Raw genomic sequence first — 24,409 nt, 5'->3', positions numbered from 1 at the left:
TTCCTGGATTCGATACTCGATGAGTGTTCCGACCATCAAGCACCTGCGCGCCTTCGTCGTCCGCGGCGGCGGCGCCGACTACCACGACCAGGGCGGCGGCCACTGGATCGACGATCACATCGCCACGCCGATGGCGCGCTATCCCGAATACCGGCAGAGCCGGCAGAGCTTCGGCATCAACGTGCTCGGCACGCTGGTCGTCGAACTCGAAGCCAGCGACGGCACGACCGGCTTCGCGGTGACGACCGGCGGCGAGCCGGCCGCGTACATCGTCGAAAAGCATCTCGCGCGCTTCGTCGAGGGCGCGAAGCTCACCGACATCGAGAAGATCTGGGACCAGATGTATTTCGCCACGCAGTACTACGGACGCAAGGGCCTGGTCGTCAACGCGCTGTCCGGCGTCGACCTCGCGCTCTGGGACCTGCTCGGCAAATGGCGCAGGGAGCCGGTCCATCATCTGCTCGGCGGCGCCGTGCGGCCGGAACTGCAGTTCTACGCGACGAGCTCGCGCCCGGACCTGTCGAAGAAGCTCGGCTTCATCGGCGGCAAGATGCCGCTGCACCACGGACCGGCCGAAGGCGAGGAAGGCCTGCAGAAGAACATCGCCGAGCTTGCCGAGATGCGTGCGCGGGTCGGCAGCGACTTCTGGCTGATGTTCGACTGCTGGATGAGCCTGGAACTGAACTACGCGATCAAGCTCGCGCAGCGCGCGCACGAGCACGGCCTGAAGTGGATCGAGGAGGCGCTGTCGCCGGACGACTACTGGGGCTACGCCGAGCTGAAGAAGCAGGCGCCGCGCGGCATGCTGGTGACGACCGGCGAGCACGAGGCGACCCGCTGGGGCTTCCGCATGCTGCTGGAGATGGACTGCTGCGACATCATCCAGCCGGACGTCGGCTGGTGCGGCGGCATGACGGAGCTGATCAAGATCTCGGCGCTCGCCGACGCGCGCGGCGCGCTGGTGATTCCGCACGGCTCGTCGGTCTACAGCTACCACTTCGTCATCACGCGGCACAATTCGCCGTTCGCCGAATTCCTGATGATGGCGCCGAAGGCCGACGAGGTCGTGCCGATGTTCAATCCGCTGCTGCTCGACGAGCCGGTGCCGGTTCAGGGCAGACTCGGGGTCGGCGCGCTCGACAAGCCCGGCTTCGGCGTGCGCCTGAACCCGGCCTGCACGCTGCATCGGCCGTATACGCACTAATGCAATGACGCAGATGGCTTGCCGCTGCGAGGCCGTTCGCCCCGAGTGCCGCACGCGCCGCGTGCGGTGTATCGAGGGGCTTGCGGCCAGCAGGCGTGGCGGTCCCTCGATACATTCCGGCTCGCGCCGGAACACTCGGGACGAACGGCACGCAGCGGTGTGCGGCGCGGGCTGCGCAGTGGAATAGCGACAGTGCAAAGGCGTGACCGACACAGAAGCGGCGCGCCGAGGAGAAGAGACGTGAAGCTGCTCGAAGGCAAGATCCTGATCGTCACCGGCGGTTCCCGCGGCATCGGCCGTATAGGCACTAGTGCAATGCCGCAGATGGCTTGCCGCTGCGAGACCGTTCGCCCCGAGTGCCGCACGCGCCGCGCGCGGTGTATCGAGGGGCTTGCGGCCAGCAGGCATGGCGGTCCCTCGATACATTCCGGCTCGCGCCGGAACACTCGGGACGAACGGCACGCAGCGGTGTGCGGCGCGGGCTGCGCAGTGGAATAGCGACAGTGCAAAGGCGTGACCGACACAGAAGCGGCGCGCCGAGGAGAAGAGACGTGAAGCTGCTAGAAGGCAAGGTCCTGATCGTCACCGGCGGTTCGCGCGGCATCGGCCGCGCGATCGCCGTCGAGGCCGCGCGTCACGGCGCCGACGTGCTGATCAACTACTACCGCGATAACGATGCCGGCTACGGCCGCAAGACGGCGATCGACGAAGTCGTCGGCGAGATCGAGGCGCTCGGCCGCCGTGTCGTCGCGCTCGAAGGCAATGTCGCCGATCCGCAGACCGGCCTGCGCCTCGTCGACGCCGCCGTGCAGGCCTTCGGCAAGGTCGACGTGCTCGCCGCCAACGCCGGCATCTGCCCGTTCCACGCCTTTCTCGACATTCCGCTCGAAGACTTCCGGCGGACGATGGAAGTGAACCTGCACGGCGCGTTCTACGTCACGCAGGCGGTCGCGCGGCAGATGAAGGCGCAGGGCCACGGCGGCGCGATCGTCGCGACCAGCTCGATCAGCGCCCTCGTCGGCGGCGGCCAGCAGGCGCACTACACGCCGACCAAGGCCGGCGTGCATTCGCTGATGCAGTCCTGCGCCGTCGCGCTCGGTCCGTACGGCATCCGCTGCAACTCGGTGATGCCCGGCACGATCGCGACCGACCTCAACGCCGAAGACCTCGCCTCGCCCGAGAAGCTCGCCTACATGAAGGGCCGCGTGCCGCTCGGCCGGCTCGGCGAGCCGGTCGACGTCGCCAACTGCGTCGTGTTCCTCGCTTCCGATCTGGCGCGCTACGTCAACGGCGCGGCGCTGCTCGTCGACGGCGGCCTGTTCGTGAACCTGCAGTGATCGTCGATACGATCAAGCAGCGACCCGCCCGCGAACCGTTCGTCCCGAGCGTTCCGCCGCAAGCCGAAATGTATCGAGGGACCGCCGCACTCGCAGGGCGTCCGCAATGATCACCGATCCGTCAAAGCAGCCACCCAGCCGCGAACCGTTCGTCCCGAGTGTTTCGGTGCAAGCCGAAATGTATCGAGGCACCGCCGCACTCGCAGGGCACCCGCAATGATCACCGATCCGTCAAAGCAGCCACCCGCCCGCGAACCGTTCGTCCCGAGTGTTTCGGCGCAAGCCGAAATGTATCGAGGGACCGCCGCACTCGCAGGGCACCCGCAATGATCACCGATACGCCGAGGCGGCTACCCAGCCGCGAACCGTTCGTCCCGAGTGTTTCGGCGCAAGCCGAAATGTATCGAGGGACCGACATGCTCGCAGGGCACCCGCGATGATCACCGATGCGCCGAAGCAGCTACCCGCCTGCGACCCGTTCGTCCCGAGCGTTCCGCCGCAAGCCGAAATGTATCGAGGGACCGCCGTACTCGCAGGGCACCCGCAATGATCCCCGATACGCCGAAGCCGCGACCCAGCCGCGAACCGTTCGTCCCGAGCGTTCCGCCGCAAGCCGAAATGTATCGAGGGACCGCCGCACTCGCAGGGCAGAGACCCCTCGATACACCTGTCCTGAGTGCTGCGAAGCAGCGTATCGAGGGGCCGTACGCTGCGCGCGCGGCACTCGGGGCGAACGGACCTATGAGTGCGGTTCATCGCAGTGAGCGGAATCACCGATGAAAGTCGTCGACCCGCACGTCCATCTCTGGGACCTCGATGCCGTCGCCCTGCCCTGGCTGATGCCGGCCGGCGAGGCGTATTCGGGCGACAACCGCAGGCTGCCGCGCCGCTTCCTGCCGGCCGACCTGATCGCGCAGGCGCGCGCCGACGACATCGAGCTGCTCAAGCTCGTCAACGTCGAGGCCAACCCGGCCGACCCGCTCGCGGAAACGCGCTGGCTGCAGACGCTGGCCGACGACGGCGGCTTTCCACAGGCGATCGTCGCGGCCATCGACTTCTCGCAGCCGGACGCCGCGGCACGGCTCGCCGCGCACGCGCAGTCCGCGAACCTGCGCGGCGTCCGCCAGATCCTCAACGTGCATGCCGATCCGCGCTACGACTACGTCGGCCGCCACTACATGACGGAAAGCGCGTGGCGCACGCAGTTCGGCACGCTCGCGCTGCTGAACTTGTCGTTCGATCTGCAGATCTATCCCTCCCAGGCGCCGCTCGCCGCGGAACTCGCCGCGAGGCATCCGCAGATCGCGTTCATCGTCAATCACGCCGGCATGTGCGTCGACCGCGACGCGCGCGGCCGGCGCGAATGGCGCGACGGCCTGCGCGCGCTCGCGGCCTGCGCCAACGTCAGCATCAAGATCAGCGGCCTGGCGATGTTCGACCACGACTGGACGGTCGACAGCCTGCGCCCCTACGTGCTCGAAACGATCGATGCGTTCGGTGCGGCGCGCTGCATGTTCGCGTCGAACTTCCCGATCGACGGCCTGCATTCGAGCTGCGGCGCGCTCTGGCACGCGTACGCCGACATCGTCGCCGGTGCATCGAGCGCCGAACGCCACGCCCTGTTCGTCGGCAATGCCGAGCGCTGCTACCGGATCTGAACCGAACCCACACGCGGCCGAGCGGGCCGCATCACCGACCGGACGCGCCACGGCGCATCACGGCAAAGCGAGTACAGCATGACCGTCCTGATTGGCGTGTTCTTCCACTTCGTCGGCGGCTTCGCGTCCGGCAGCTTCTACCTGCCGTACAAGAAGGTGCGCGGCTGGTCCTGGGAAAGCTACTGGATCGTCGGCGGCCTATTCTCGTGGCTGCTGGTGCCGTGGCTCGCCGCCGCGCTGACCGTCGATCACTTCCTGCAGATCATCGCCGCGACGCCGACGGCGACACTGTTCTGGACCTACCTGCTCGGCCTGCTGTGGGGCATCGGCGGCCTGACCTTCGGCCTGTCGATGCGCTATCTCGGCCTGTCGCTCGGCATGTCGGTCGCGCTCGGCTTCTGCTCGGCATTCGGTGCGCTGATCCCGCCGATCTACCGCGACGTGATGGGCGTGTCCGGCGAATCGCTGAGCTCGATGCTGCACAGCGCCGGCGGACTCTGGGTGCTCGCCGGCGTCGCGATCTGCCTCGCCGGCATCGCCATCTGCGGCAAGGCCGGCATGATGAAGGAAGCCTCTCAGCCGGAAGCCGACAAGAAAGCCAGCATCAGCGAATTCAACCTGCCGCTCGGCCTCGCCGTCGCAACCATCTCCGGCATCCTCAGCGCCTGCTTCAACTTCGGGCTAGAAGCCGGCCAGAGCATGGCGCAGGCCGCCGTGCGCGAGGGCAGCAACCCGCTGTTCCAGAACAACGTCGTTTTCGTCGTCGTGCTCTGGGGCGGCCTGACCACCAACCTGATCTGGTGCCTGATCCTCAACGCCCGCAACCGCAGCTTCGGCGACTACACGAAGCGCAGCACGCCGCTGCTCGCCAACTACCTGTTCTCCGCGCTCGCCGGCACCATCTGGTTCCTGCAGTTCTTCTTCTACGGCATGGGCGCCAGCAAACTCAGCAACGGCGCCAGCTCGTGGATCCTGCACATGGCGTTCATCATCCTCGTCGCCAACGCCTGGGGGCTGCTGCTGAAGGAGTGGAAAGGCGTCGACCGGCGGACGTTCACGGCGATCGCACTCGGCATCGCGACGATTTTGTTGTCGGTGCTGGTGGTGGGGTATGGGAATGCGCTGCTGGCCCGGTGAGCGCAGGCAGGCAGACGACGGCCAATCTGCAGCTACGGCTCGTAGCCGTCCGGAATTTACTTCGGCTGCTTTTCTCTTATTACACGAGCGGCACTACGCATCCGCTCGCCCTTGTACAAGGTCAAGTGCTCCCCGGTAAAGGAAAGGAACCCAGAATGTTTGGGATTCCCCGGATACTCGCCGCTCGAAAAAACCGATCTCTACAAGCCGCTTGGCTACTTCGACCGTGGTGGCTTCATCCTCACGCCAAATCTGAGACAGAGTTGTGATCGTATGCTCGCACTTCCCTCCTTGTAGGGCCTGAAGGTAGTCCTTCACATCATGGTATTCAGCTAGGAGAGTCTGTTCGTACCTGACTTTAGAAACCACAGGAAGCGCCTCCTTCAAGGAAGCCCGATCCACAAGTTGGGTCCCGTCTGGTTCATCGCCTCCACGTTCAAGCTTTTTTATTTGTATATTCTTAGCCGATTCAAGCAAGTGGATAATCTCTCTTGGCACTGGCTGACCGTTAGCATCTGTAGTGCGAGACACAATCCAATCGAAGGTATCGGGATTCTTTCCAGTATCAACTTTGTCTGGAAGCAACATATAAAAAAGTTCGCGTTGCTTCTCATAGCTCGAGCGCACCTCGTCCGGATCAATTCCGAGATAGTCAACCAATGCCGGACTGTTCAGGAGGCGCAAAACGAGAAGATTCAACAGCCCCTCTGGCGACCAGGCGATGTCAATCGCCTTAACGATGTGGCTTGCCTCGGTGAATCCCCCTTCTGTAATGCGGCTCCAAATGTCGTTACGGACAAATATCTTCAATGAAAGGTTCCTTAAGCCCTTCATGTCGTTATAGGCTCGAAACAGCGCCCTCAGTGCATTCCTCTCCAGATCAGGAGATCCAGCAAAGGCAATGTCTAAGCGATCAAATAGTATCCATAGCCGAAGTCCCGACAGCTCCAGTGCACGGTTGGCGATCTCAAAGAGTTCGTCGACTGGTATGTCTCCAAGATTTTGCGCTTCCGTTTCTTTGTTAAATTCCGTTTTCCTAGTTAGGGCAGGTATCCCCGTATTTGGGTCTACAGAAAGTCCATATTCAACAGAGGCCACGTCGCGGTTAATCCAGTTACGGAGGTAGTTGGATACAGCTCGAAAGAAAGTCGACAGTGAACCTTTCGCCGGCAACAATCCTGCCCTCTCGAGTGCATCGACTAACGCGCGACTCTCTTCCTTTGCAATTCCATATTCTCGCAGTGTCCGTCCGGCTAGGGCCAAACAATAAAGCTTCCAAAGGTATATGAACGACAGTTCAGTCGGTGGAGGATCAATTACGATTGCCCGAAATACCGTGGCGCCCATGACATTTTCAGCCGGGGCTATTAAAACGCCCTCATCAAAAAGTGCTGTTTCCTTTCTAGTCAGTAAGGTGTAAAGAGCACTTTTACCCGATCCCTTTGGACCGTACACGACGTCAATTTCGCCGGCATACATCTGTTGCCACTGATCTGTCTCTACGAAGTAGTTTTCGAGGTGATCTGCTTCATCTTCCGCAACGCGTTCCCCAATCTCAAGCTTCTTCAGCACTTCAAGTTTCTGAGACATTGTTGCTCCAGAGATGGAGAATTTCGCCTCACAAGTATGCATGACCAGGGCCTGTGACGTCTTTTGACGAGGCTCTTCATGCAACGCTGCCGAAATCATATGATCTCCTTGGCGCTTTGAAGATTTATGGTTGAAAGCGTGCCGAAAGGGGGCTCCGCAATTTGCGCCTGATCAAATCAGTCGATGCTTGCTCCCGCATAGCACGCAGATTCAGTCTACCGCTTCAAAATGGTAGTCCCCGGACGCAACCCGATAGACCGACCGATCGCCCTCGCGCCGCAGGAAGTGCGCGCTTGAAGGAACCGCCGTCGGCTTGCCCTTCGGACTCGGTACCCAGACCTCCGCCTCGGCGCCGCGCGGGATCGTTACGTTGAGCGTGAAGCGGCCGTTCTCGTGGCGCCAGCTGGAGACGACGGTGCCCTGCTCGGTTTCGAGCGTCGCGTGTACGGACTGTAGCCCCGTCGGCGGCACCGGCTTGATCGTCAGCTTCGTGTAGCCGGGCGCGGCGGGTCGGATGCCGGCGAGCGACTGGTAGAAGTACGAGCTGATCGACGCCCAGTAGTGGTGGTCCCAGGACCGTGAGCTCAGCTCCCAGCCTTCGGCCATCGTCGACAGGCCGTTCTCGATCCAGAAGCCCCAGCTCGGATAGTCGGTGCTTGTGGCGACCTTGAACGCGGTGTCGGCGTAACCGTAGTCGGACAGCAGGGTCATGACGTAGCGGCCGGCGTAGACGCCGATGGTCAGGTGGTGGTCGTGCGCGACGATGTCGTCGTTGACCTGGCGCATCACCTCGGCGGCCATGCCGTCCGGCACGATACCGAACGCGACCGGCAGCACGTTCTGCGTCTGCGCGTAGGCGCGCGGCTTGCCGTCGTAGCCGACGGAGCCGTAGCGCTTCTCGTCGGCGTTCCAGTAGCGCGCGTTGTAGGCGGCGCGGACCTTGTCGGCGAGCGCGCGGTATTTGGCGGCGTCTTCGGGTTTGCCGAGCAGCGCGGCGCTGCGCGCCTGCAGGTCGAGCATGTGGAAGTAGTAGGCGCTCGCGGTCGCATCGACCGGGCCGGCCGGCATCAGGCGGATCGCCGCCATCAGGCCGCCGGGCGGCATCGCCGAGGCGTATTCGCCGAGGAAGGGATTGTTCGGATTGGCGTACTTGTACTCGCTGCTGAAGAACGTGCCGGTGTAGTCGACGAGGCGCTTCTGTGTGTCGTACATCCGTTCGAGGATGCGACGGTCGCCGCTGCGCTCGTACAGCTCCCACGGCAGCACGAAGGTCGCCGCGTCCCACGACGGCAGCGGCCCCCAGACCATGTTCCAGCCCGGCGTGTTCTCGTAGCCGTAGTACGGCGTCGACGGCACGATCTCGGGAATCTCGCCCTTGTCCGACTGCGAGTCGCGGAAGTCGGCGAGCCACTTGGTCCAGACGCGCGCGACGTCGAAGTTCAGCGCCGACGCCAGCGACGAGGCCTGCGCATCGCCGGTCCAGCCGTTCTTCTCGTAGGTCGGCGTGTCGGTCTGGTTGCCGTGCATGTTGTTGAGGATCGTGTTGCGCGCGGCCTGCTGGATCTTGTTCAGCAGTTCGTTCGAGCTTTCGAAGCTGCCGGCGGACGCGACCGCCGAATGCACGATCTCGCCTTGCAGCGTGTCCAGCGTCGGCGTGCCGGGGAAGCCTTCGAGCTGCACATAGCGGAAGCCCTTGTAGCCGAAGCGCGGCGTCCAGCTTTCATCGCCGTCGCCGGCCAGCGTGTACTGGTCGGTCTGCAACTGCGCGTCGACGAGGCCGGAGACGATCGCCACGGTGCCGTCGTCGTTGAGCTTCTCGGTCTGCGTCATGCGCAGCGTCGTGCCGCGCGGACCGCTGACGTGCAGCCGCAGACGGCCGGCGAAGATGCGGCCGAAGTCGTAGACGAACACGCCGGGCTTGGGCTCGCTGATCGACTGCGGCGCGATTTCGCCGACCGCGGCGATCGGCTCCTGCGTCGCCGCGCGCAACGCGCCTTTCGGCCCGTCGACGAGATTCGCCGCCTGCCAGCCGCTGTCGTCGAAGCCGGCGCCGCGCCAGCCGGGCTGCGCGAGGCGCGCGTCGTAACGCTCGCCGCCGTAGACCGAATCGTGGCGGGTCGGGCCGTCTGTCGCGCGCCAGCTGTCGTCGCTGACGATGCGCTGCGTGCGGCCGTCCGCGAAGCGCAGTTCGAGCTGCGCGCGCAGCGTTGGCGCGGCGTGCCACGGCGCCATGTGCCAGTACCACTCGTTCGGCTCGGTGACGCCATACCAGCCACGGCCGAGTTCGGCGGCGATGACATTGTCGCCGGCGTGCAGCGCGTCGCCGACGTCGAAGCTGCGATACAGCACGCGCTTGTCGTAGTCGGTGTAGCCGTCCTGCAGCGAATGGCCGATGCGCTGGCCGTTGAGGCTCAGATCGGCGAAGCCGCCGACCGCGACGTAGAGGCGCGCCGACACCGGCCGCTCGGCGAGCGCGAACGCGCGGCGCAGCAAGGGCGCCGGTGCGCCGATCGGCAGCACGAGGTCCTTGTCCGGCACGCCGGCCGCGACCTGCAGGCCGCCGGCAACGAGGCTGCCGCCGGTGAACGGATTGATGCCGTCGCTGAAGTCGGTCTTGAAATCGCCGTCGGCGCTGTCGATCGACACCGCGTGGATGATCGCGGCGTTCGGTTCATTGGCGATGAAGCCGATCGTGCCGGAGGTTTCGGCGTCGTCCTCGACGCTGCCAATGCGCACGCCGTCGAGCGTCGTCGTCAGGGTCTTGCCGTGCGCGTCGATCACCAGCTGATGCGCACGCGTCGCCCAGTCCTTGCCGGTGACGATGGGCTGCGAATGCAGGGTTGCAACCGCGACGTTCGAGCTGCTGCCGCCGGGATAGCGGCGCACCTGCTGGACCAGCTGCATCGCGCCGCCGACTTTCATGATCCGCCACAGATACGCTTCGCCGTAGGTCTTGCCGACCGGCCGCGCGCGGAACAGGAAGCCGACGCTGCTGCCGGTCAGCGTGAAGTCGAAGCGGATGCGCGCGTCGTGCCAGTCGTGATCGAGCGTCGTGCGGCCGGAGATCCACTGCGCGGACCAGTCGTCGGGCTCGAGCAGACCCATCTCCCACCACGACGGCGCGCTCCAGCCGGACGCATGGCCGCGCCCGTCCCAGGTCTGTACCTGCCACCAGTAGCGCGTGCGCGATTGCAGCGCCGGCCCTTCGTAGACGATCTGCGCGGTGTCGCCGCTTTCACGACGACCGCTGTCCCACAGGCTGCCGCCTTCGAGTGTCTGCGCCGAAGTCGCGACGCGAATCCGGTACGCGCGCTGGCGACCGTCGCCGGCGCCGTCCGGCAGCCGCCACGAGAAACGCGGCTGCGGCTCGTCGAGGCCGAGCGGCTCGCGCGCGTATTCGGTCTTCAGATCGAACGGCAGCAGCGACACCGGACCGTCATGCGGCGACGCGGCGGGCGCCGAGACGGCGCAAGCGCTCAAGCCCTGCAGCGCGGCCGACGCGCCGATCAGCATGGCGAACGTGGCGACACGGAAGTGGCGCCCCCGCTCGACCGTTCGTGTCGAACCGCGGGCGGAGCCGGCGTATGGGAACACTCGCGGCCTTGTGCTGCGGCCCCTCGATACCCCGCGCTGCGCGCGGCACTCGGGGCGAACGGCTGGCGACGTGCCGAAACGCAGGAATCGCCGTACCAGCACCGCCAGCCACTTCACAGATCGCATGCCCGTCTTCCTCCGGCATCAGGTCGCGCGCGCGACGAGGGCTACTTGCCCTTCTTGAGAACACCCTGGGCATCGAGCCAGGCGGTGAACGCGCTCATCCACAGGTCGGCATCGACGCCCTGCTGCTTCATGCCGAAGCCGTGGCCGCCCTTTTCGTAGAAATGCGTTTCGACCGGATGACCGGCGTCCTTCCAGGCCTGCGCCTGCGGTTCGGCCGCGAGCGGCGTCAGCGCGTCGTCCTTGGCGGCGGCCACGAACAGCGGCGGTGCATCGGCCGGCACCTTGTCGATGGTCCACGGCCCCGGATAGATCAGACCGGCGAAGTCCGGACGATCGCTCTTGTCGTGATCGAGCAGCACGCCGAGTGTGGCGACGCCGCCGGCCGAAAAGCCGAGCAGGCCGATGCGATCCGGCGCGAGCTTCCATTCCTTCGCGCGGCTGCGCACCAGCTTCATCGCCTGACCGGCGTCGGCGATCGCCGCCGGGCCCCATTTCTTCATCTCGTCGTAGATGCCGGGGCCGAACAGCGGCCCGAGCAGCTCGCCGAGCTGCGCGGCGAAGTCGGCATCCGACGGCGGCGTCGGCATCATGCGGTAGCGCAGGATGAACGCGGCGACGCCCTTGGCGTTGAGCGCATCGGCGACCTGCGTGCCCTCGTTGTCGACGCTGACAAAGCGGAAGCCGCCGCCCGGCGCAATGATGATCGCCGCGCCGTTGGCGATTTTCGGATCGGCAAGGTGCACTTCCAGCGTCGGCCTGGTGACGTTGCGGACGATGGTTTCGTTCCACGGCGCCATCGTCTCCTGGCCGGTATTGCCGGCGTCGCCGGTGACACCGGGAATCGCGCCGGGCCAGATCGGAATCAGCTGCGGCCCGTCAGCCGCGTGCGCGGCACCGAATGCAAGGCTTGTCGCCATCAGCGGCAGTACCAGCCAGGTCTTCTTCATTTTCGTTTCCTCCTGGGTCCATCTTGCAGTGCGGTGGCGGTGATGGACAGTGTTGGGCGCGGATCGGCGCGGCGTGGGGTCAGAACTCGTAGTCGAGCGTGAGGCCGATGAAGCGGAACGACTCGGTGCTCAGGGCCTGGCCGGTGGCATCGATGCCCGGCGCGCTGGCGTTCGACAGCAGGTACGGCGCGAACTTGAATTGCGCGTAGCGCTCGTCGAACAGGTTGCGCACGAACAGCGACAGCGTCCAGCCCTGTTCCGGCTGACGCAGACCGATGCGCGCGCCGACGATGGTATGCGCACCGGAATTGGTGCGTGTGTCGCGTTGTGCCATGAAGCGGATGTTGGAACGATAGACGGCGTCCATGCCGACGAAGCCGGACATGCCCCAGAACAGCGGATGCTCGTAGTCGGTGGCCAGCGTGTACTTCCACCTCGGCGCCAGCGTCAGCTGCTGCCCCTTGATGTTCTCGACGTTGTCTTCGGTCGGCTCGGTGTTCGGGTTGTCGCCGCACTGCGGGCCGTCCTGCGTGCAGCTCACGTAGTAGTTCGGATAGACGGCCGGGTTGTAGAGGAAGCCGCCGTTGATCGTGAAGCCGGTGAACGGCTTGCCGAAGAAATCGAGCTCGACGCCCTTGGTGACGATGCTCGGAATGTTGTTCGGCGTCGCCGTGCCCTGCGCGTTGAAGACCTGCGACTGGAAGTCTTCGATCTTCGTGTAGAACAGGTTGAGGTTGGCGTAGAAGCCACCCCACAGCAGCGTCTTGAAGCCGATCTCGTAGTCCATCGGATATTCCGGCTTGACGATGGAGATCGACGCCGGCGTCGGCAGCTTGCTGTTGAGGCCGTCGATCGTCGGGATGATGCCCGGCGGGTTGAAGACGATCTGCGGTCCCTTGTAGCCGTGCGATACCGTCAGGTAGGCCATCGAGACCGGCGTGACGTCGTACTGCAGGCCGAGCTTCCACGAGAAGTTGTCGACCGTGTCGTTGCCGGTCAGCGGTGCGTTCATCGGCACCTGTATCGGCGTCGCCGAATTCAGCAGCTTGACGCCGAGATAGGAGGTCGAGGTCATCTCGACTTCGTCGCGCGTCTCGCGGGCACCGACGATGAAACGCCAGTCGTCGAAGAAGCGCATGGTCGCCTGGCCGAAGGCCGCGTAGCTGTGCAGGTCGGCGATGTAGGTGTTGGGATTCTGCAGCTGCGCGACATCGCCGTTCAGGCAGATCTGCAGCGTCGCGCACAGCGTGATCGGCACGGTGCCGGTCAGCAGCGAGGCGAGCATGTCGTCGCCGATGTTCTGCTGCAGATAGTTCGGCACATGCGCCTTCGAGGCATACAGGCCGGCCACGTATTCGAGCCAGTTGCCGGTCGGCGATGCGATGCGCAGTTCCTGCGAGTAGACGCGGTTGTCGAACTTGTTGCCGTTGTCGTAATACATGCCCGGCAGGCCGTCGACGTCGAGCGTGCCGTCCTGCAGATAGCGGCGGAACGAGCTGATCGAGGTGATGGTGTGGTCGCCGAGCGTCCAGTCGATCTGGCCGGAGAATCCCCAGGCTTCGTTGGTGTTGTTGGACGGATCGCCATTGCAGGAGATGCGCATGCTGTCGGTGGCGTAGGCGCCGCCGCAGCCGGTGATCGGTTGCGGCTCGCCGGTCTTGCTGTCGACATAGCGGCTGAACAGCAGGTACAGCTGTTCGCTGACGTACGACTTCTCGTAGTCGGCGATCAGATTGACGCGCAGATCCGGCGTCACGTCCCAGAGATAGCGCGCGCGTGCGCCCTTGATGTCGGTCTTGCTGTCCTTGTTGGTGACGTTGTTGTGGATGAAGCCGCTCTGGTAGGTCTGACCGGCGGCAATGCGCAGTGCCGAGTTGTCGCTGACCGGCACGTTGATCATGCCCTGCAGCAGGCGGTAGTCGTATTCGTCGCTGAGGTCGGCATGCAGCTTGGCCGCGAATTCGCCCGGGTCCGGTTTGTTGGTGGTGACGTTGATGACGCCGGCCGACGAGTTCTTGCCGAACAGCGTGCCCTGCGGGCCGCGCAGCACTTCGACCTGGGCGATGTCGAACAGACTCACCGAGGGCGCGCGGCCGAGCACCACGCCGTCGGCGACGAACGACACCGCCTGCTCCGAGGTGACGCTGAACGATTGCGTGGAAATGCCGCGAATGCTCAGGTGCGTGTCCGGGTTGCCGGGCTCGCCGTTGACTTCGACCGCCGGTGCCGCACGCGCGAGATCGCCCGTCGTGCTGATGTTCTGCTTCTCGAGCTGCTTCTTGCCGATCACCGTGATCGCCAGCGGCACGTCCTGCAGGCGCTCCTCGCGCTTCTGCGCGGTGACGATGACTTCGGCGATCGACGTGTCGTCCTGCTTGTCCGCCTTCGGCGGCGCCGGCGCCTTGCCGGCCGGCAGGGGGATCGTCGGCAGCGGCGCCGGCGTGTTCGAGCTGCCGTCCGCCACGGCGGCGGGCGCCGCTGCGTCGGCCGGCGTTGCAGCAGCATCCGCCGGATCGTCGGCGGTGCCCGGGTCCGCGGCATGCGCGGCGACGCCGATCAGACCGATCAGCAGGCTTGCCGCAAACCGCAGCGCTGGTATGCCCTTCAACTTCGGCATCGGTTCTCCCCCGATTGCAGTGCGCGGCGACCTGTCGTCGTCCGGCTCGTGTTTTCAGTCATGCTAGGCTTGCATAAACATACTGGCAAGCCGGTTTTTTTGTTGTTGTGATTTTTCTATCGAGGGATGTCCAAACGCATTCGACGCCGACGCGCGCCCGCGCTGGCTAGAATGCCGGTGACCCGTAAGGAGCGAGCGGTGCCCAAGTCCACACCTGTCGCGGCCGCGAAAAGCGGCAAGCCTGCCCGCCACCGCCGCCCGCGTCGCACCAATGCGGAACGCAGCTCGGAAATGCGCCGCAAGCTGTTCGACGCGTCGATTTCCTGCCTGCACGAGCACGGCTACTCGGCGACGACGACGGCCATGGTGGCCGAGCGCGCCGGCGTCAGCCGTGGCGCGATGGCGCATCACTTCTCCACCAAGACCGAGCTGATGGTGGCGGTGGTCGAGGACGTGTTCGAGCGTGACCTGCAGTTCTATCGCACGCATCTCGAACCCGAGGCGGTGCGCGACCACATGGCGAGATTGATCGATCTCGCCTGGAAAGCGATCAGCGGCGAAGGCGGCCAGGCGGTGCTGCACATCATGCTGGCGATGCAGGGCGATCCCGAACTGCGCAGCCGACTGCCGCCGGTGATCGAGCGCATGAGCACGTACGGGCGCGAGCTGATCCGCGCGATGGCCAGGGCGACCGGCCTGAAGAATCGCGCGATGATCGATGCCAGCGTGACCCTGCATCTGGCGGCGCTGCGCGGACTGGCGATCGAAGCCATCATCGGCACCGACCGGCGCAGCATCCAGGGTGCGCTCAAGCTGCTGCACACTTACCTCGCGCATCTGCAGAACATCCTGGCAGCCGGCGAGCACTGAGCGTCCGCCGCTTCAGCGGCTGCCGAGTTCGCGCTGCATGGCCTCGCGGATCAGGAATTTCTGCACCTTGCCGGTCACCGTCATCGGAAACGCGTCGACGAAGCGCCAGTAGCGCGGGATCTTGAACTTCGAGATCTGGCCGTTGCAGAACGCCAGCATCTCGGCCTCGCAGAGCGTCTCGCCCTCGCGGACGCGCACCCAGGCACACAGTTCCTCGCCGTACTTCGCGTCCGGCACGCCGACCACCTGCACGTCCTGCACCTTGGGATGGCCGTACAGGAATTCCTCGATCTCGCGCGGATACAGGTTCTCGCCGCCGCGGATCACCATGTCCTTGATGCGGCCGACGATGCGGCAGTAACCCTCGTCGTCGATCGTCGCCAGATCGCCGGTGTGCATCCAGCCGTCGGCATCGATCGCCTCGGCGGTCTTTTCCGGATCGTTCCAGTAACCGAGCATCACCGAGTAGCCGCGCGTGCACAGCTCGCCGGTTTCGCCGCGCGCGACGATGTGGCCGTCGGCATCGACGATCTTGCATTGCAGGTGCGGCTGCACGCGGCCGACCGTGGAGACGCGGCGTTCGATCGGCTCGTCGGTGGAACTCTGGAAGCTGACCGGACTGGTCTCGGTCATGCCGTAGGCGATCGTCACCTCGCTCATGTACATGCGCTCGAGCACGCGCCGCATCACCTCGGTCGGACAGGGCGCACCGGACATGATGCCGGTGCGCAGCGACGACAGGTCGAAGTGCTCGAACTGCGGATGCGCGAGCTGGGCGATGAACATGGTCGGCACGCCGTGCAGCGCCGTGCAGGCTTCGGCCTGGATGGTCTGCAGCGTTGCCAGCGGGTCGAAGATCGGCGCCGGGTAGACCATCGTCGCGCCATGCGTGACGCACGCCAGATTGCCGAGCACCATGCCGAAGCAGTGATAGAGCGGGACCGGAATGCAGAGGCGGTCGCCTTCGCGCAGGCGCATGCTGGCGCCGATGAAATAACCGTTGTTGAGGATGTTCCGGTGCGACAGCGTCGCGCCTTTCGGCAAACCGGTCGTGCCGCTGGTGAACTGGATGTTGATCGGATCGTGGCGATCGAGCGTGGCCGCCAGTGCCGCCAGCGCGCGCAGCTGCTCGGCGCCGGCCTGCCGGGCGAGCGTGTCGAAGTCGAGCCAGCCGGCTCGCGGCTGACCGCCGATCTTGATCAGCGCCCGCAGCGACGGCAGCGCCGCATTCTGCAATTGCCCCGGTTCGCTGCCGGCGAGATCCGGCAGCAGGGTTTCGACCATGCCGACGTAGTCGCTGCTGCGGAACGATTCGGCGGCGATCAGCGCCTTCACGCCGACTTTCTCCAGCGTGTAACGCAATTCCGAGAGCCGGTACGACGGATTGATGTTGACGAGCACGAGGCCGGCCTTGGCCGTCGCGAACTGGGTCAGTGTCCACTCCGCGCAATTGGTCGCCCAGATGCCGACGCGATCGCCGCGCGTCAGGCCGATCGACAGCAGGCCCGCCGCCAGCGCATCGACCCGCGCCGCGAATTCGGCGTAGCTCCAGCGCAGCTGCTGGTGCGCGACGACCAGAGCCTCGCGCTGAGGCCAGCGCCGCGCGGCACGGTCCAGCGCGACGCCTATCGTGTCCTCGATCAACGGCGGCGAGCTGGCGCCCTGTACCAGACTGAGATGCGCGTCGTGCTCGACTTGATGCTGGACTGCATTCATGTGGCCTCCCGTCGGTCCGCGCGCGGCCGCGCCGGCGCGAACTCGCGCTACTGCCTGCGGCAGATGAAGTTGTCGGCTTCGTCGGCGGAGCCGCCGCCCTTGTAATGCGCGGTCTGCGGATACGCACACAGCGGGCGCGTGCGCTGCGGCTCGCCTTTCGGCAGGCCCAGCAGATCGGCGTACTCGGTCTCGTACTTCGCGGCCACCAGACGCTCCGGCGCCTGTCCGCTGTCGACCCAGTGATCGAGCGCGTCGAGCGTGTCGAAGTCGTTCGGGCCGGGCCCGCCGAGGCAGTGCGCCATGCCGGGCACGAGGAAGAAGCGCACGGCGCTGTCGGTCCGGGCCGCACCGATCTTCTGCCGCACGGCCTCGTAGTAGTTGATCGTGGCCTGTGGCGGAATCGCCGCGTCGGCCCAGCCCTGATACAGCAGCAGGTGACCGCCGCGTTTGGCAAAGGCGGCAATGTCCGGATCATTGGAATCGAGCGCCGGGCCGGCCACCGCTCGGGCCTTGTCGACGTCGTGGTCGAAGTCCAGCGACGACAGCTGCCAGTCCGGATCGCTGAACACCATGTTGCGGTAGAAGCTGGTGGCGAACGCGCTCTGGTCGGTCGCCGGGCCCGTGATCCACTGCCCCCACTGCACGGCTTCGGAGCCGACGGCGAAGCCCGGAAACAGGGACGCGCCGGTGCGCGGGTTGATCGGCCCGCCGTAGATCTTGCGCGCGGTCTCGACCTGCGCCGCATTCAGGCAGCTGTCGCCATCGGCGCCGTTCGGGCACTCGACGCTGGCCGGATCGAACTTGCACTGGCGCGGATCTTCGAGCACGCCGTCACTCACGCCGTCGAGCAGATCGCATTGCTTGAGCGCGGCGCTCTGCAGGATCGCCAGCTTGCCGGTGGTCAGCGCGCCTTCCGGCGACTTGTGCGCGGCCAGCGTGTTCCATGCGAAGCCGGTCGCCAGACCGACCCAGTCGGCGGCCGGCGCGCCGGCGATGATGCCTTCGTAGTCGTCCGGGAAGCGCCGTGCTTCCATCAGCGCCTCGCGGCCGCCATTGGAGCAGCCCTGGAAGTAGGCGTGTTTCGGTGCGTGCCGGTAATAGGCCTGCACCAGGGCCTTGCCGGCGATCGCGGTCAGGTGCTCGGCGCGATAGCCGTAGTCCTTGATCTTCTCCGGCTGGTGCAGCGCCCAGTCGGCCGACGGCGGCTCGCCCATGCGGTTGCCGACATGCCCGGTGTCCGTGCCGGCGGCCGCATAACCCTTGGCCACGGCGCTGCGCATGAACAGGTAGGGCGACGTGAAATTGCCGGCGAAGCCGGCGTTGCCGGTACCGACGAACTTGCCGTTCCAGGCATCGGCCGGCGGCAGCCAGACTTCGATACGGATGTTCGAAGCCGGCGTCGGCGTCAGATGCGCCTGCACGCGACAGAAGCCCGCGGTGACGGGCAACGGCGGCAGGCCCTGGAAGCCGATGTCGAAGGTCGCCGGCGGCGCCAGCACCTCGACGGCATCGACCGCCCCGCCCTGCAGCTTGTAATGCTTGAGCGCCGCGCAGGCGTCATCCGCCGCCTGCGCCGCCTGCGGCAGGCAGCAGAACAGCAGGGCCGCCAGTGCCAGCGATCCGCTCGCCGTCATTCTGTTGTTCATCTGTTTCTCCTCGCTGCCGGCGTCTTGCGCGCCTCAGGAACGGGTGCCGAAATGCTGCGTGATCGCCTTGAGTCCCGGCAGGTCGGCCGATATCGGCTTCAGACCGTCGGCAGAAAATTCGTTGAGCTGATTGGCCTTCTCCGTATACGGCACCCAGGTGGTCGTGCCCGCCTTCGGCACACCGTTGCGCGCGAACGCCACCAGGTAATCGCCCCAGAGCCGCGCCTGATCGCGGTCGACATCGGCAATCGTGTCGCCGGTCGCCATCAGATTGCCGAAGCTGTACGGCACGTCCGTGGCGTGCGCCGCGCCCTGCCCCTTGTCGTTGGCCTTGGTCACGTAGGCGAAGCGCAGCAGATAGGTCGGCTGCACGCGCGAGGCGGCGGCCGCCAGAAAATGCGAAGGCTCGACGAAGGTCAGATCGCTCGCGAAATGATCCTCGAACGCATCCTTGGAACCGTAGGCCGCGATCATCGGATCGACGTCGAACTTGAACTGCTCGGCCATCTTCTTGCTCGCGATGTGCAGCATGAAACCCGGCAGGAAGCCCAGTTCGTTGCTGTTGGTGCCATTGATGTAGGGCACGCGCGCCTGCTTGCCGGCAGCGAAGCCGTCGGCGACCGCCATCGTCACCAGCGCGCCGTCGATCATCGGGCCACTGAACGAGCCGTTCTCGTTGTTGATCATGTTGACCGAACCGAGCACCTTGTCGGCCGGCAGCGCGCGCAGCGCCGCGAGATCGTCATCCTTGATCTTGAACTTGTCGGCGAACTTGCGGCCGGCGGTCTCCGCCGACGGCCGGTCCGGCAGATCATCGGCCAGCATCGGCCACGGCGTACGACCGCCGCCGGATTGCGAGTACGCCTTGGCGAACAGGCCGCGCGCCTGATCGGCGAGCATCAGGTAATTCACCGACTCGCCACCGGCCGACTCGCCGAAGATCGTCACGTTCGACGGGTCACCGCCGAATGCGGCGATATTGCGTTGCACCCACTTGAGCGCGGCGATCTGATCCATCAGCCCGTAGTTGCCGAGCAGGCCGTGGCCCGGCTCGTGACTGAGCGCCGGATGCGCGAAGAACCCGAAGCGCCCGACGCGGTAGTTGAAGCTGACCAGCACCACGCCGCGCGCGGCGAGCCTGGCGCCATCGGTGACGGGCGCGGTTGCCGAGCCGGAGACGAAGCCGCCGCCGTAGATCCAGACCATGACCGGCAGCTTGCCGCCGGCGGCCGCGCTCGCCGGCTTCCAGACGTTGAGATAAAGGCAGTCCTCGCTGACCGGCTGCGGCGAGGCCGTCTTGTCCCAGGACATGCGGTTCTGCATGCAGTCGTTGCCGTAACGCGTCGCGTCACGCACACCGGTCCAGGACGCCGGCGGCATCGGCGCGTGCCAGCGCAGGTTGCCGACCGGCGGCGCCGCGTACGGAATGTTCTTGTAGGCAACGACGTCGCCGTCGACGGCGCCCTGCAGCGCGCCACTGTCGATCTTCAACACGGCACCGGCGGTCGACGGGCTCGCCGCCACGGGCGCGGCAGGCTGTTCGGGCGGTGCCGCGCAAGCGCTGCCCAGCAGCAGGCTGGCGCAGGCGATACTGCGCAGCAGGCACGACGACACGCGCCGCATGTAGGGGTGGGCGATCCGCGCAGCGGCGACAACCATGATGTTCTCCTGCCATGTGATGCGCCTGCATGGGCCTGCCAGACCCACACGACGCTTTTGATTATGCAACTGTATAATGAATGGACCGGCAGCGAAAGCGCAGTCCGCCACCGATAGCGAATCTGAATCACGCCATGACGACATCGAGTCCCAAGCGTCCCGCCGCCCGCCACGCCGGCAAAAGTGTCCCGGCGGCGAAATCGCTCGGCGGTCCGAACCTGCGTGAGCAGCAGAAGGAGGCGACGCGCGCGGCGATTCTGCAGGCTGCGCTGCTGATCTTTTCCGAGCACGGTTACAACGGTGCGTCGACGCGCGATATCGCCGCTCAGGCCGGCGTCCACCACGCACTGATCAAGTACTACTACCAGAGCAAGGATCTGCTCTGGCGCGCCGCCGTCAGCTTCCTGTTCGAACGGCAGACGCGCGAGCTGATGCTCCAGGCACCGACCGGGCCGATGACGCGCGCAGCGCGCCGCGAGGCCGCACGCGCGGCGCTGCGCCGCTATGTCCTGTATTGCGCGCGGCACCCGGAGCACGCGCGCCTGATGGTCCAGGAAAGCGTGCGTGACAGCGCGCGCCTGCAGTGGGCGACCGAGCATTTCATCAGCCGCGCATCACACGCCGCCGAAGCCTTCGTCCGCGCACTGCAGAAGGATGGCCTGCTGCCGCCGGCTTCGTCGCCGGCGCTGGTCTACATCATCGTCGGCGCGGCGCAGTCGTTCTATACCCTGGCGCCGGAAGTACGACGCGTCTGGAATCTCGATCCGGGCGACGAGACGGTGATGAACGCACATATCGATGCCCTGCTGGCGGTATTCATCCGCTAGGTGTTGACCGGCGTGCCCAGCGCGCTGTTGAGCGTTTCCGGCGAAGCCGCCAGCCTGCGCGCGGCAATCTCCTCGACAATGCGCGCGTGCTCCTTGAGCCCCAGCGGATAGAACGCGATCAACGCCACCGACACGACCCAGCCGCCAAGCGGGAACCAGAACATCATCGCCTTGATGCCGGCGATCGTCTCCGGCGTCTGCTCGGCATTGGCGACATAGCCGACATGCGCCAGCGCGATGCCGAGGAAGCCGGCACCGAGACCGAGCGCGAACTTCTGGCCGAGCACGCCGAGCCCGAACACCAGCGATTCGGTACGCACGCCGCTCTTCCACTCGCCGTACTCGACGGTGTCCGGCAGCATCGACCAGAAGCAGACGACATAGGCCGCCGTGCCGAACGCGTAAAGGCCGAGCGCGGTGAACAGCAAAGGCAGCGAGCTTCCGTCCTGGCCGAGCCGCCACAGCAGCATGCCGATCAGGGAGGGCACCGAACCGATCAGCCAGGTCGCGCGTTTGCCACGCGTGCGGGCGATCCACGCGAACAGCGGCACCAGCACCGCCGCGCCGAGGGCCACCAGCGCCATCGCCGCGCTCGCCAGTTCCGCACGGCCGACGATGTATTTGAAGTAGTACAGCAGGTTCTTGCCGAACAACGTATTGGCGAAAGACGACACCATCACGGCGCCCAGCACGATCAACAACGCGCGGTTCGCCAGCAGCGAGCGCAGCATCGCCTGCAGGTCGCGCCTGGGCGCGGGCTGCACTTCGAAGTCGTCGTAACCGCGCGCCGCCCAGGCAACGACCAGCAGCAGCAGCGACGCGACAACGCCGAACGCGAGCCCCAATATCGTCCAGCCGAGACGCGGCGCCTCGGGCGTCGAGAACGCCTTGACGAACGGCAGCGTGCCGCCGGCGACGATCAGCGCGCCGAGAGTCGCGCAAACCATGCGGAAGCCCGCCAGCTCGGCGCGCACGCGCGCGTCCTGGGTCACGCGCGCGAACAGTGCCGAATACGGGATCGAGATCGCCGCGTAGAGCGTGCGGAAGGCGACGTGCAGTGTGGCGGTCACGGCAATCGCGAACACGCTGTCGCCGGTGGGAGCGAGAAAGCTCGCCGCGAAGATCAGGCCCAGCGGCACGCCACCGAACAGCAGATACGGCCGATAGCGACCAAGACGGCTGCGCGTGCGGTCGACCACCGAACCGATCAGCGGGTCGAGCACGGCATCCCAGATCAGCGCGAGCATGTAGATCGCACCGGCGATCGACGGCGGCAGACCGAGCACGTCGGTGTAGAAGAACAACAGATACAGCGACGCCGTCTGCCAGTACAGATTGAATCCGAAGTCGCCGGCGCCGAGTGCCAGCTTGCGGCCAAAGCCCATGGGCCTCGCGGCAGCCACCGTCCTGGTCTGCGTCATCTCCCCTCCCTGTTTTCGGCTGGTGATGCGAACACGGTTCGCATTTCATTAACCGACTGTATAATGAATGACGTCAGAATGATCGGTCACAAAAAAAATGTCAAAGCTTTGGGTGGGCATCGAGGGGACCCGCTTCGTCGATCGGCACGGCCGCCAGGCCATCCTGCGCGGCGTCAATCTCGGTGGCGACAGCAAGCTGCCGTATCCCGACGGCGGCACCGACCGGCCCGGCGACTTCGCCGACCATGCCACGCTCAGCTTTGTCGGGCGCCCGTTTCCGGCCGATGAAACCGATGAACATCTCGGCCGCATCGCCGGCTGGGGTTTCAACACCTTGCGTCTGCTCGTCACCTGGGAAGCTGTCGAGCATGCCGGCCCCGGTCAGTACGATCTGGCATTCATCGATTCCATCGCGGCAATCTGCGAACGCGCCGTGGACTTCGGAATGCTGGTGTTCATCGACTTCCATCAGGACGTATGGAGTCGCATGAGCGGCGGCAGCGGCGCACCGTGCTGGCTGTTCGACAAGCTGGGCCTCGACTATCGCCGCTTCGGCGAGGCCGACGCCGCGCACGTCATGCAGTACCGCTACGATTACGCCGATCCGCGTCGTCGTCAGGAAGATCGCTATCCGACGATGAGCTGGCCGGTGAATTACCGGATGCCGGTCAACGGCATCATGTGGACCGCGTTCTTTGCCGGCCGTGCCTATACGCCGGACTGGCTCGTCGACGGCTGCAACGTGCAGGACTTCCTGCAGTCGCATTACTTCGGGGCTGTGCGCGCCGTCGCCGAACGTGTCCGCGAACTGCCGAACGTGATCGGCTTCGACACGCTCAACGAGCCGGGCATGGGCTGGATCGGACAGCCGATGACGACACGGCGCACGGCGCCGAATGCCGACGACCGCACGCCGGTCCATCACGGCCCGGCATGGACACCGCTGGACGGCCTGATGGCGGCACGCGGCGTCAGCGTCAGCGTGCCGTACATGCGCAAGACCGAACAGCCCGGCACGGTGGCCCCGGCGCAGGAACTCGTCTTCAATCGCAATCGCGTGCCGATCTGGCGTGACGGCGTGGTCGACCCATTCGAGCAGGCAGGCGCCTGGCGCCTCGAAGACGGCGCGGCAACGGCGGTGGACGAGGATTTCTTCCGTTTGCGCAACGGTCGGCGTGTCGATGTCGAGCGTGATTTCCTGCAGCCGTTCTTCGCGAAAATGGCGGCGAGCATCCGCACCGTGCGCGAAGACTGGCTGCTGTTCGCCGAGATCAATCCGCACGTCATCGTCGGTGGCCGCAGTTTTCCGGCCGACATGCCCGCCAACAGCGTCAACGCCAGCCACTGGTATGACGTCGCGCTGCTGCTCAGCAAGCAGTTCGACAGCGGACTCGATGCAGCCGGCAAGGCGCGTCTGAAGAACCGCTACGGACTGGAGCTTGCGTACATCAAAAACATCGGCGAGCGCATGAAGATGCCGACACTGATCGGCGAATTCGGCACGCCCTACGATCTCGAAGACGGCGACTCGTTCACGCGCTGGAGTCGGGGTGAGCGCGGCGACGCCGTCTGGCGTGCGCAGGCCGACGCTCTGGAACTGATGTACGAGGCGATGGATCTGTTGCAGTTGTCATCGACACAGTGGAATTACAGCGCCGGCAATCGCAACGACCTGCGCGTCGGCGACGGCTGGAACCAGGAAGATCTGTCGATCTTTTCGCGTGACCAGCAGACCGAAGCCGGCAGCGACGGCGGGCGTGGCGTCAGCGGCTTCTGCCGGCCATACGTGCGTTATGCGCAGGGCGTGCTCAGGGCCATGCAATACGTTCGCGCCGAAGCGCACTTCACCGCGAGCATCGAGGTCGACGCCGGGATCGATGCGCCAAGCGAGATTTTCCTGCCGAAGCCGTTCGATGCTGGGCGCGCACGCATTGCCGTCACGGGGGTCGCAGCCAGCTGGGAATACCGCCGGGAACGGCAATGCCTGCTGGTCACGGCGCAGGCCAGCGGCCGCCTGCAGATCACGATCGACGGCGTGTCGTGAAACCTGCGGAAATATG

At 65.6% G+C, this 24,409-nt stretch carries 16 protein-coding genes; 8 read left to right on the top strand and 8 right to left on the bottom strand.

What is annotated here, in order from left to right; translation table 11 throughout:
* The first annotated feature begins 19 nt into the window (after positions 1-19).
* From rhmD to rhaT, 5 genes are all read left to right on the top strand, one after another.
* Positions 20-1,204 carry an L-rhamnonate dehydratase gene (rhmD, locus tag G7Y85_RS05725; protein ID WP_166253118.1) on the top strand — a complete coding sequence of 395 codons (1,185 nt, stop codon included), beginning with the start codon at positions 20-22 and terminating at the stop codon, positions 1,202-1,204.
* 240 nt (positions 1,205-1,444) lie between these two features.
* Positions 1,445-1,702 carry a hypothetical protein gene (locus G7Y85_RS05720; RefSeq protein WP_166253115.1) on the top strand — a complete coding sequence of 86 codons (258 nt, stop codon included), beginning with the start codon at positions 1,445-1,447 and terminating at the stop codon, positions 1,700-1,702.
* 53 nt (positions 1,703-1,755) lie between these two features.
* Complete coding sequence (gene lra1, locus G7Y85_RS05715) at positions 1,756-2,541, top strand: L-rhamnose 1-dehydrogenase Lra1 (RefSeq protein WP_166253112.1); 786 nt, start codon at positions 1,756-1,758, stop codon at positions 2,539-2,541.
* A gap of 776 nt (positions 2,542-3,317) precedes the next feature.
* Positions 3,318-4,199 (top strand): amidohydrolase family protein, encoded by an 882-nt coding sequence (locus G7Y85_RS05710; protein ID WP_166253109.1) that lies wholly within the window; start codon positions 3,318-3,320, stop codon positions 4,197-4,199.
* A gap of 78 nt (positions 4,200-4,277) precedes the next feature.
* Positions 4,278-5,336, top strand: a complete 1,059-nt coding sequence (rhaT, locus tag G7Y85_RS05705; protein ID WP_166253106.1) for an L-rhamnose/proton symporter RhaT — start codon at positions 4,278-4,280, stop codon at positions 5,334-5,336.
* Positions 5,337-5,429: 93 nt separating this feature from the next.
* On the opposite strand, the gene G7Y85_RS05700 is transcribed toward rhaT, so the two are convergent.
* From G7Y85_RS05700 to G7Y85_RS05685, 4 genes are all read right to left on the bottom strand, one after another.
* Entirely contained in the window at positions 5,430-7,025 is a 1,596-nt protein-coding gene (locus tag G7Y85_RS05700; protein WP_166253103.1) for a P-loop ATPase, Sll1717 family, read from the bottom strand.
* 111 nt (positions 7,026-7,136) lie between these two features.
* Positions 7,137-10,520 carry a family 78 glycoside hydrolase catalytic domain gene (locus G7Y85_RS05695; protein ID WP_366514917.1) on the bottom strand — a complete coding sequence of 1,128 codons (3,384 nt, stop codon included), beginning with the start codon at positions 10,518-10,520 and terminating at the stop codon, positions 7,137-7,139.
* 167 nt (positions 10,521-10,687) lie between these two features.
* On the bottom strand, positions 10,688-11,593 hold the full coding sequence (locus G7Y85_RS05690; RefSeq protein ID WP_166253100.1) for an alpha/beta hydrolase: 906 nt from the start codon (positions 11,591-11,593) through the stop codon (positions 10,688-10,690).
* Between the two features lie 79 nt (positions 11,594-11,672).
* Positions 11,673-14,210: a TonB-dependent receptor gene (locus G7Y85_RS05685; protein ID WP_166253095.1), complete on the bottom strand. Its 2,538-nt coding sequence runs from the start codon at positions 14,208-14,210 to the stop codon at positions 11,673-11,675.
* A gap of 198 nt (positions 14,211-14,408) precedes the next feature.
* Between G7Y85_RS05685 and G7Y85_RS05680 the strand changes: the two genes are divergently transcribed.
* Positions 14,409-15,080, top strand: a complete 672-nt coding sequence (locus G7Y85_RS05680) for a TetR/AcrR family transcriptional regulator (protein WP_206675505.1) — start codon at positions 14,409-14,411, stop codon at positions 15,078-15,080.
* Positions 15,081-15,092: 12 nt separating this feature from the next.
* Here the strand turns inward: G7Y85_RS05680 and G7Y85_RS05675 are convergent, their stop codons facing one another.
* The 3 genes from G7Y85_RS05675 to G7Y85_RS05665 are packed head-to-tail and all read right to left on the bottom strand — an operon-like array spanning position 15,093 to position 20,101.
* Positions 15,093-16,796 carry an AMP-binding protein gene (locus G7Y85_RS05675; protein WP_166253092.1) on the bottom strand — a complete coding sequence of 568 codons (1,704 nt, stop codon included), beginning with the start codon at positions 16,794-16,796 and terminating at the stop codon, positions 15,093-15,095.
* A 47-nt stretch (positions 16,797-16,843) separates the two neighbouring features.
* Entirely contained in the window at positions 16,844-18,442 is a 1,599-nt protein-coding gene (locus G7Y85_RS05670; protein WP_166253089.1) for a tannase/feruloyl esterase family alpha/beta hydrolase, read from the bottom strand.
* A 33-nt stretch (positions 18,443-18,475) separates the two neighbouring features.
* Positions 18,476-20,101, bottom strand: a complete 1,626-nt coding sequence (locus G7Y85_RS05665) for a carboxylesterase/lipase family protein (protein WP_166253086.1) — start codon at positions 20,099-20,101, stop codon at positions 18,476-18,478.
* A gap of 134 nt (positions 20,102-20,235) precedes the next feature.
* On the opposite strand from G7Y85_RS05665, the gene G7Y85_RS05660 reads away from it, so the two are divergent.
* The gene (locus G7Y85_RS05660; RefSeq protein WP_166253083.1) at positions 20,236-20,928 is read left to right on the top strand and encodes a TetR/AcrR family transcriptional regulator; all 693 of its coding nucleotides are present in this window, start codon (positions 20,236-20,238) and stop codon (positions 20,926-20,928) included.
* Here G7Y85_RS05660 and G7Y85_RS05655 read toward each other — a convergent pair.
* Positions 20,925-22,349, bottom strand: a complete 1,425-nt coding sequence (locus G7Y85_RS05655) for an MFS transporter (RefSeq protein ID WP_241696013.1) — start codon at positions 22,347-22,349, stop codon at positions 20,925-20,927. The genes G7Y85_RS05660 and G7Y85_RS05655 overlap by 4 nt on opposite strands.
* Positions 22,350-22,446: 97 nt before the next feature.
* On the opposite strand from G7Y85_RS05655, the gene G7Y85_RS05650 reads away from it, so the two are divergent.
* Entirely contained in the window at positions 22,447-24,393 is a 1,947-nt protein-coding gene (locus G7Y85_RS05650) for a glycoside hydrolase family 5 protein (protein WP_166253078.1), read from the top strand.
* Positions 24,394-24,409 lie beyond the last annotated feature (16 nt).

Source organism: Solimonas terrae, from assembly GCF_011067135.1.
GTDB lineage: Bacteria > Pseudomonadota > Gammaproteobacteria > Nevskiales > Nevskiaceae > Solimonas > Solimonas terrae.
This window is presented reverse-complemented; position numbering and strand designations above follow the sequence as displayed.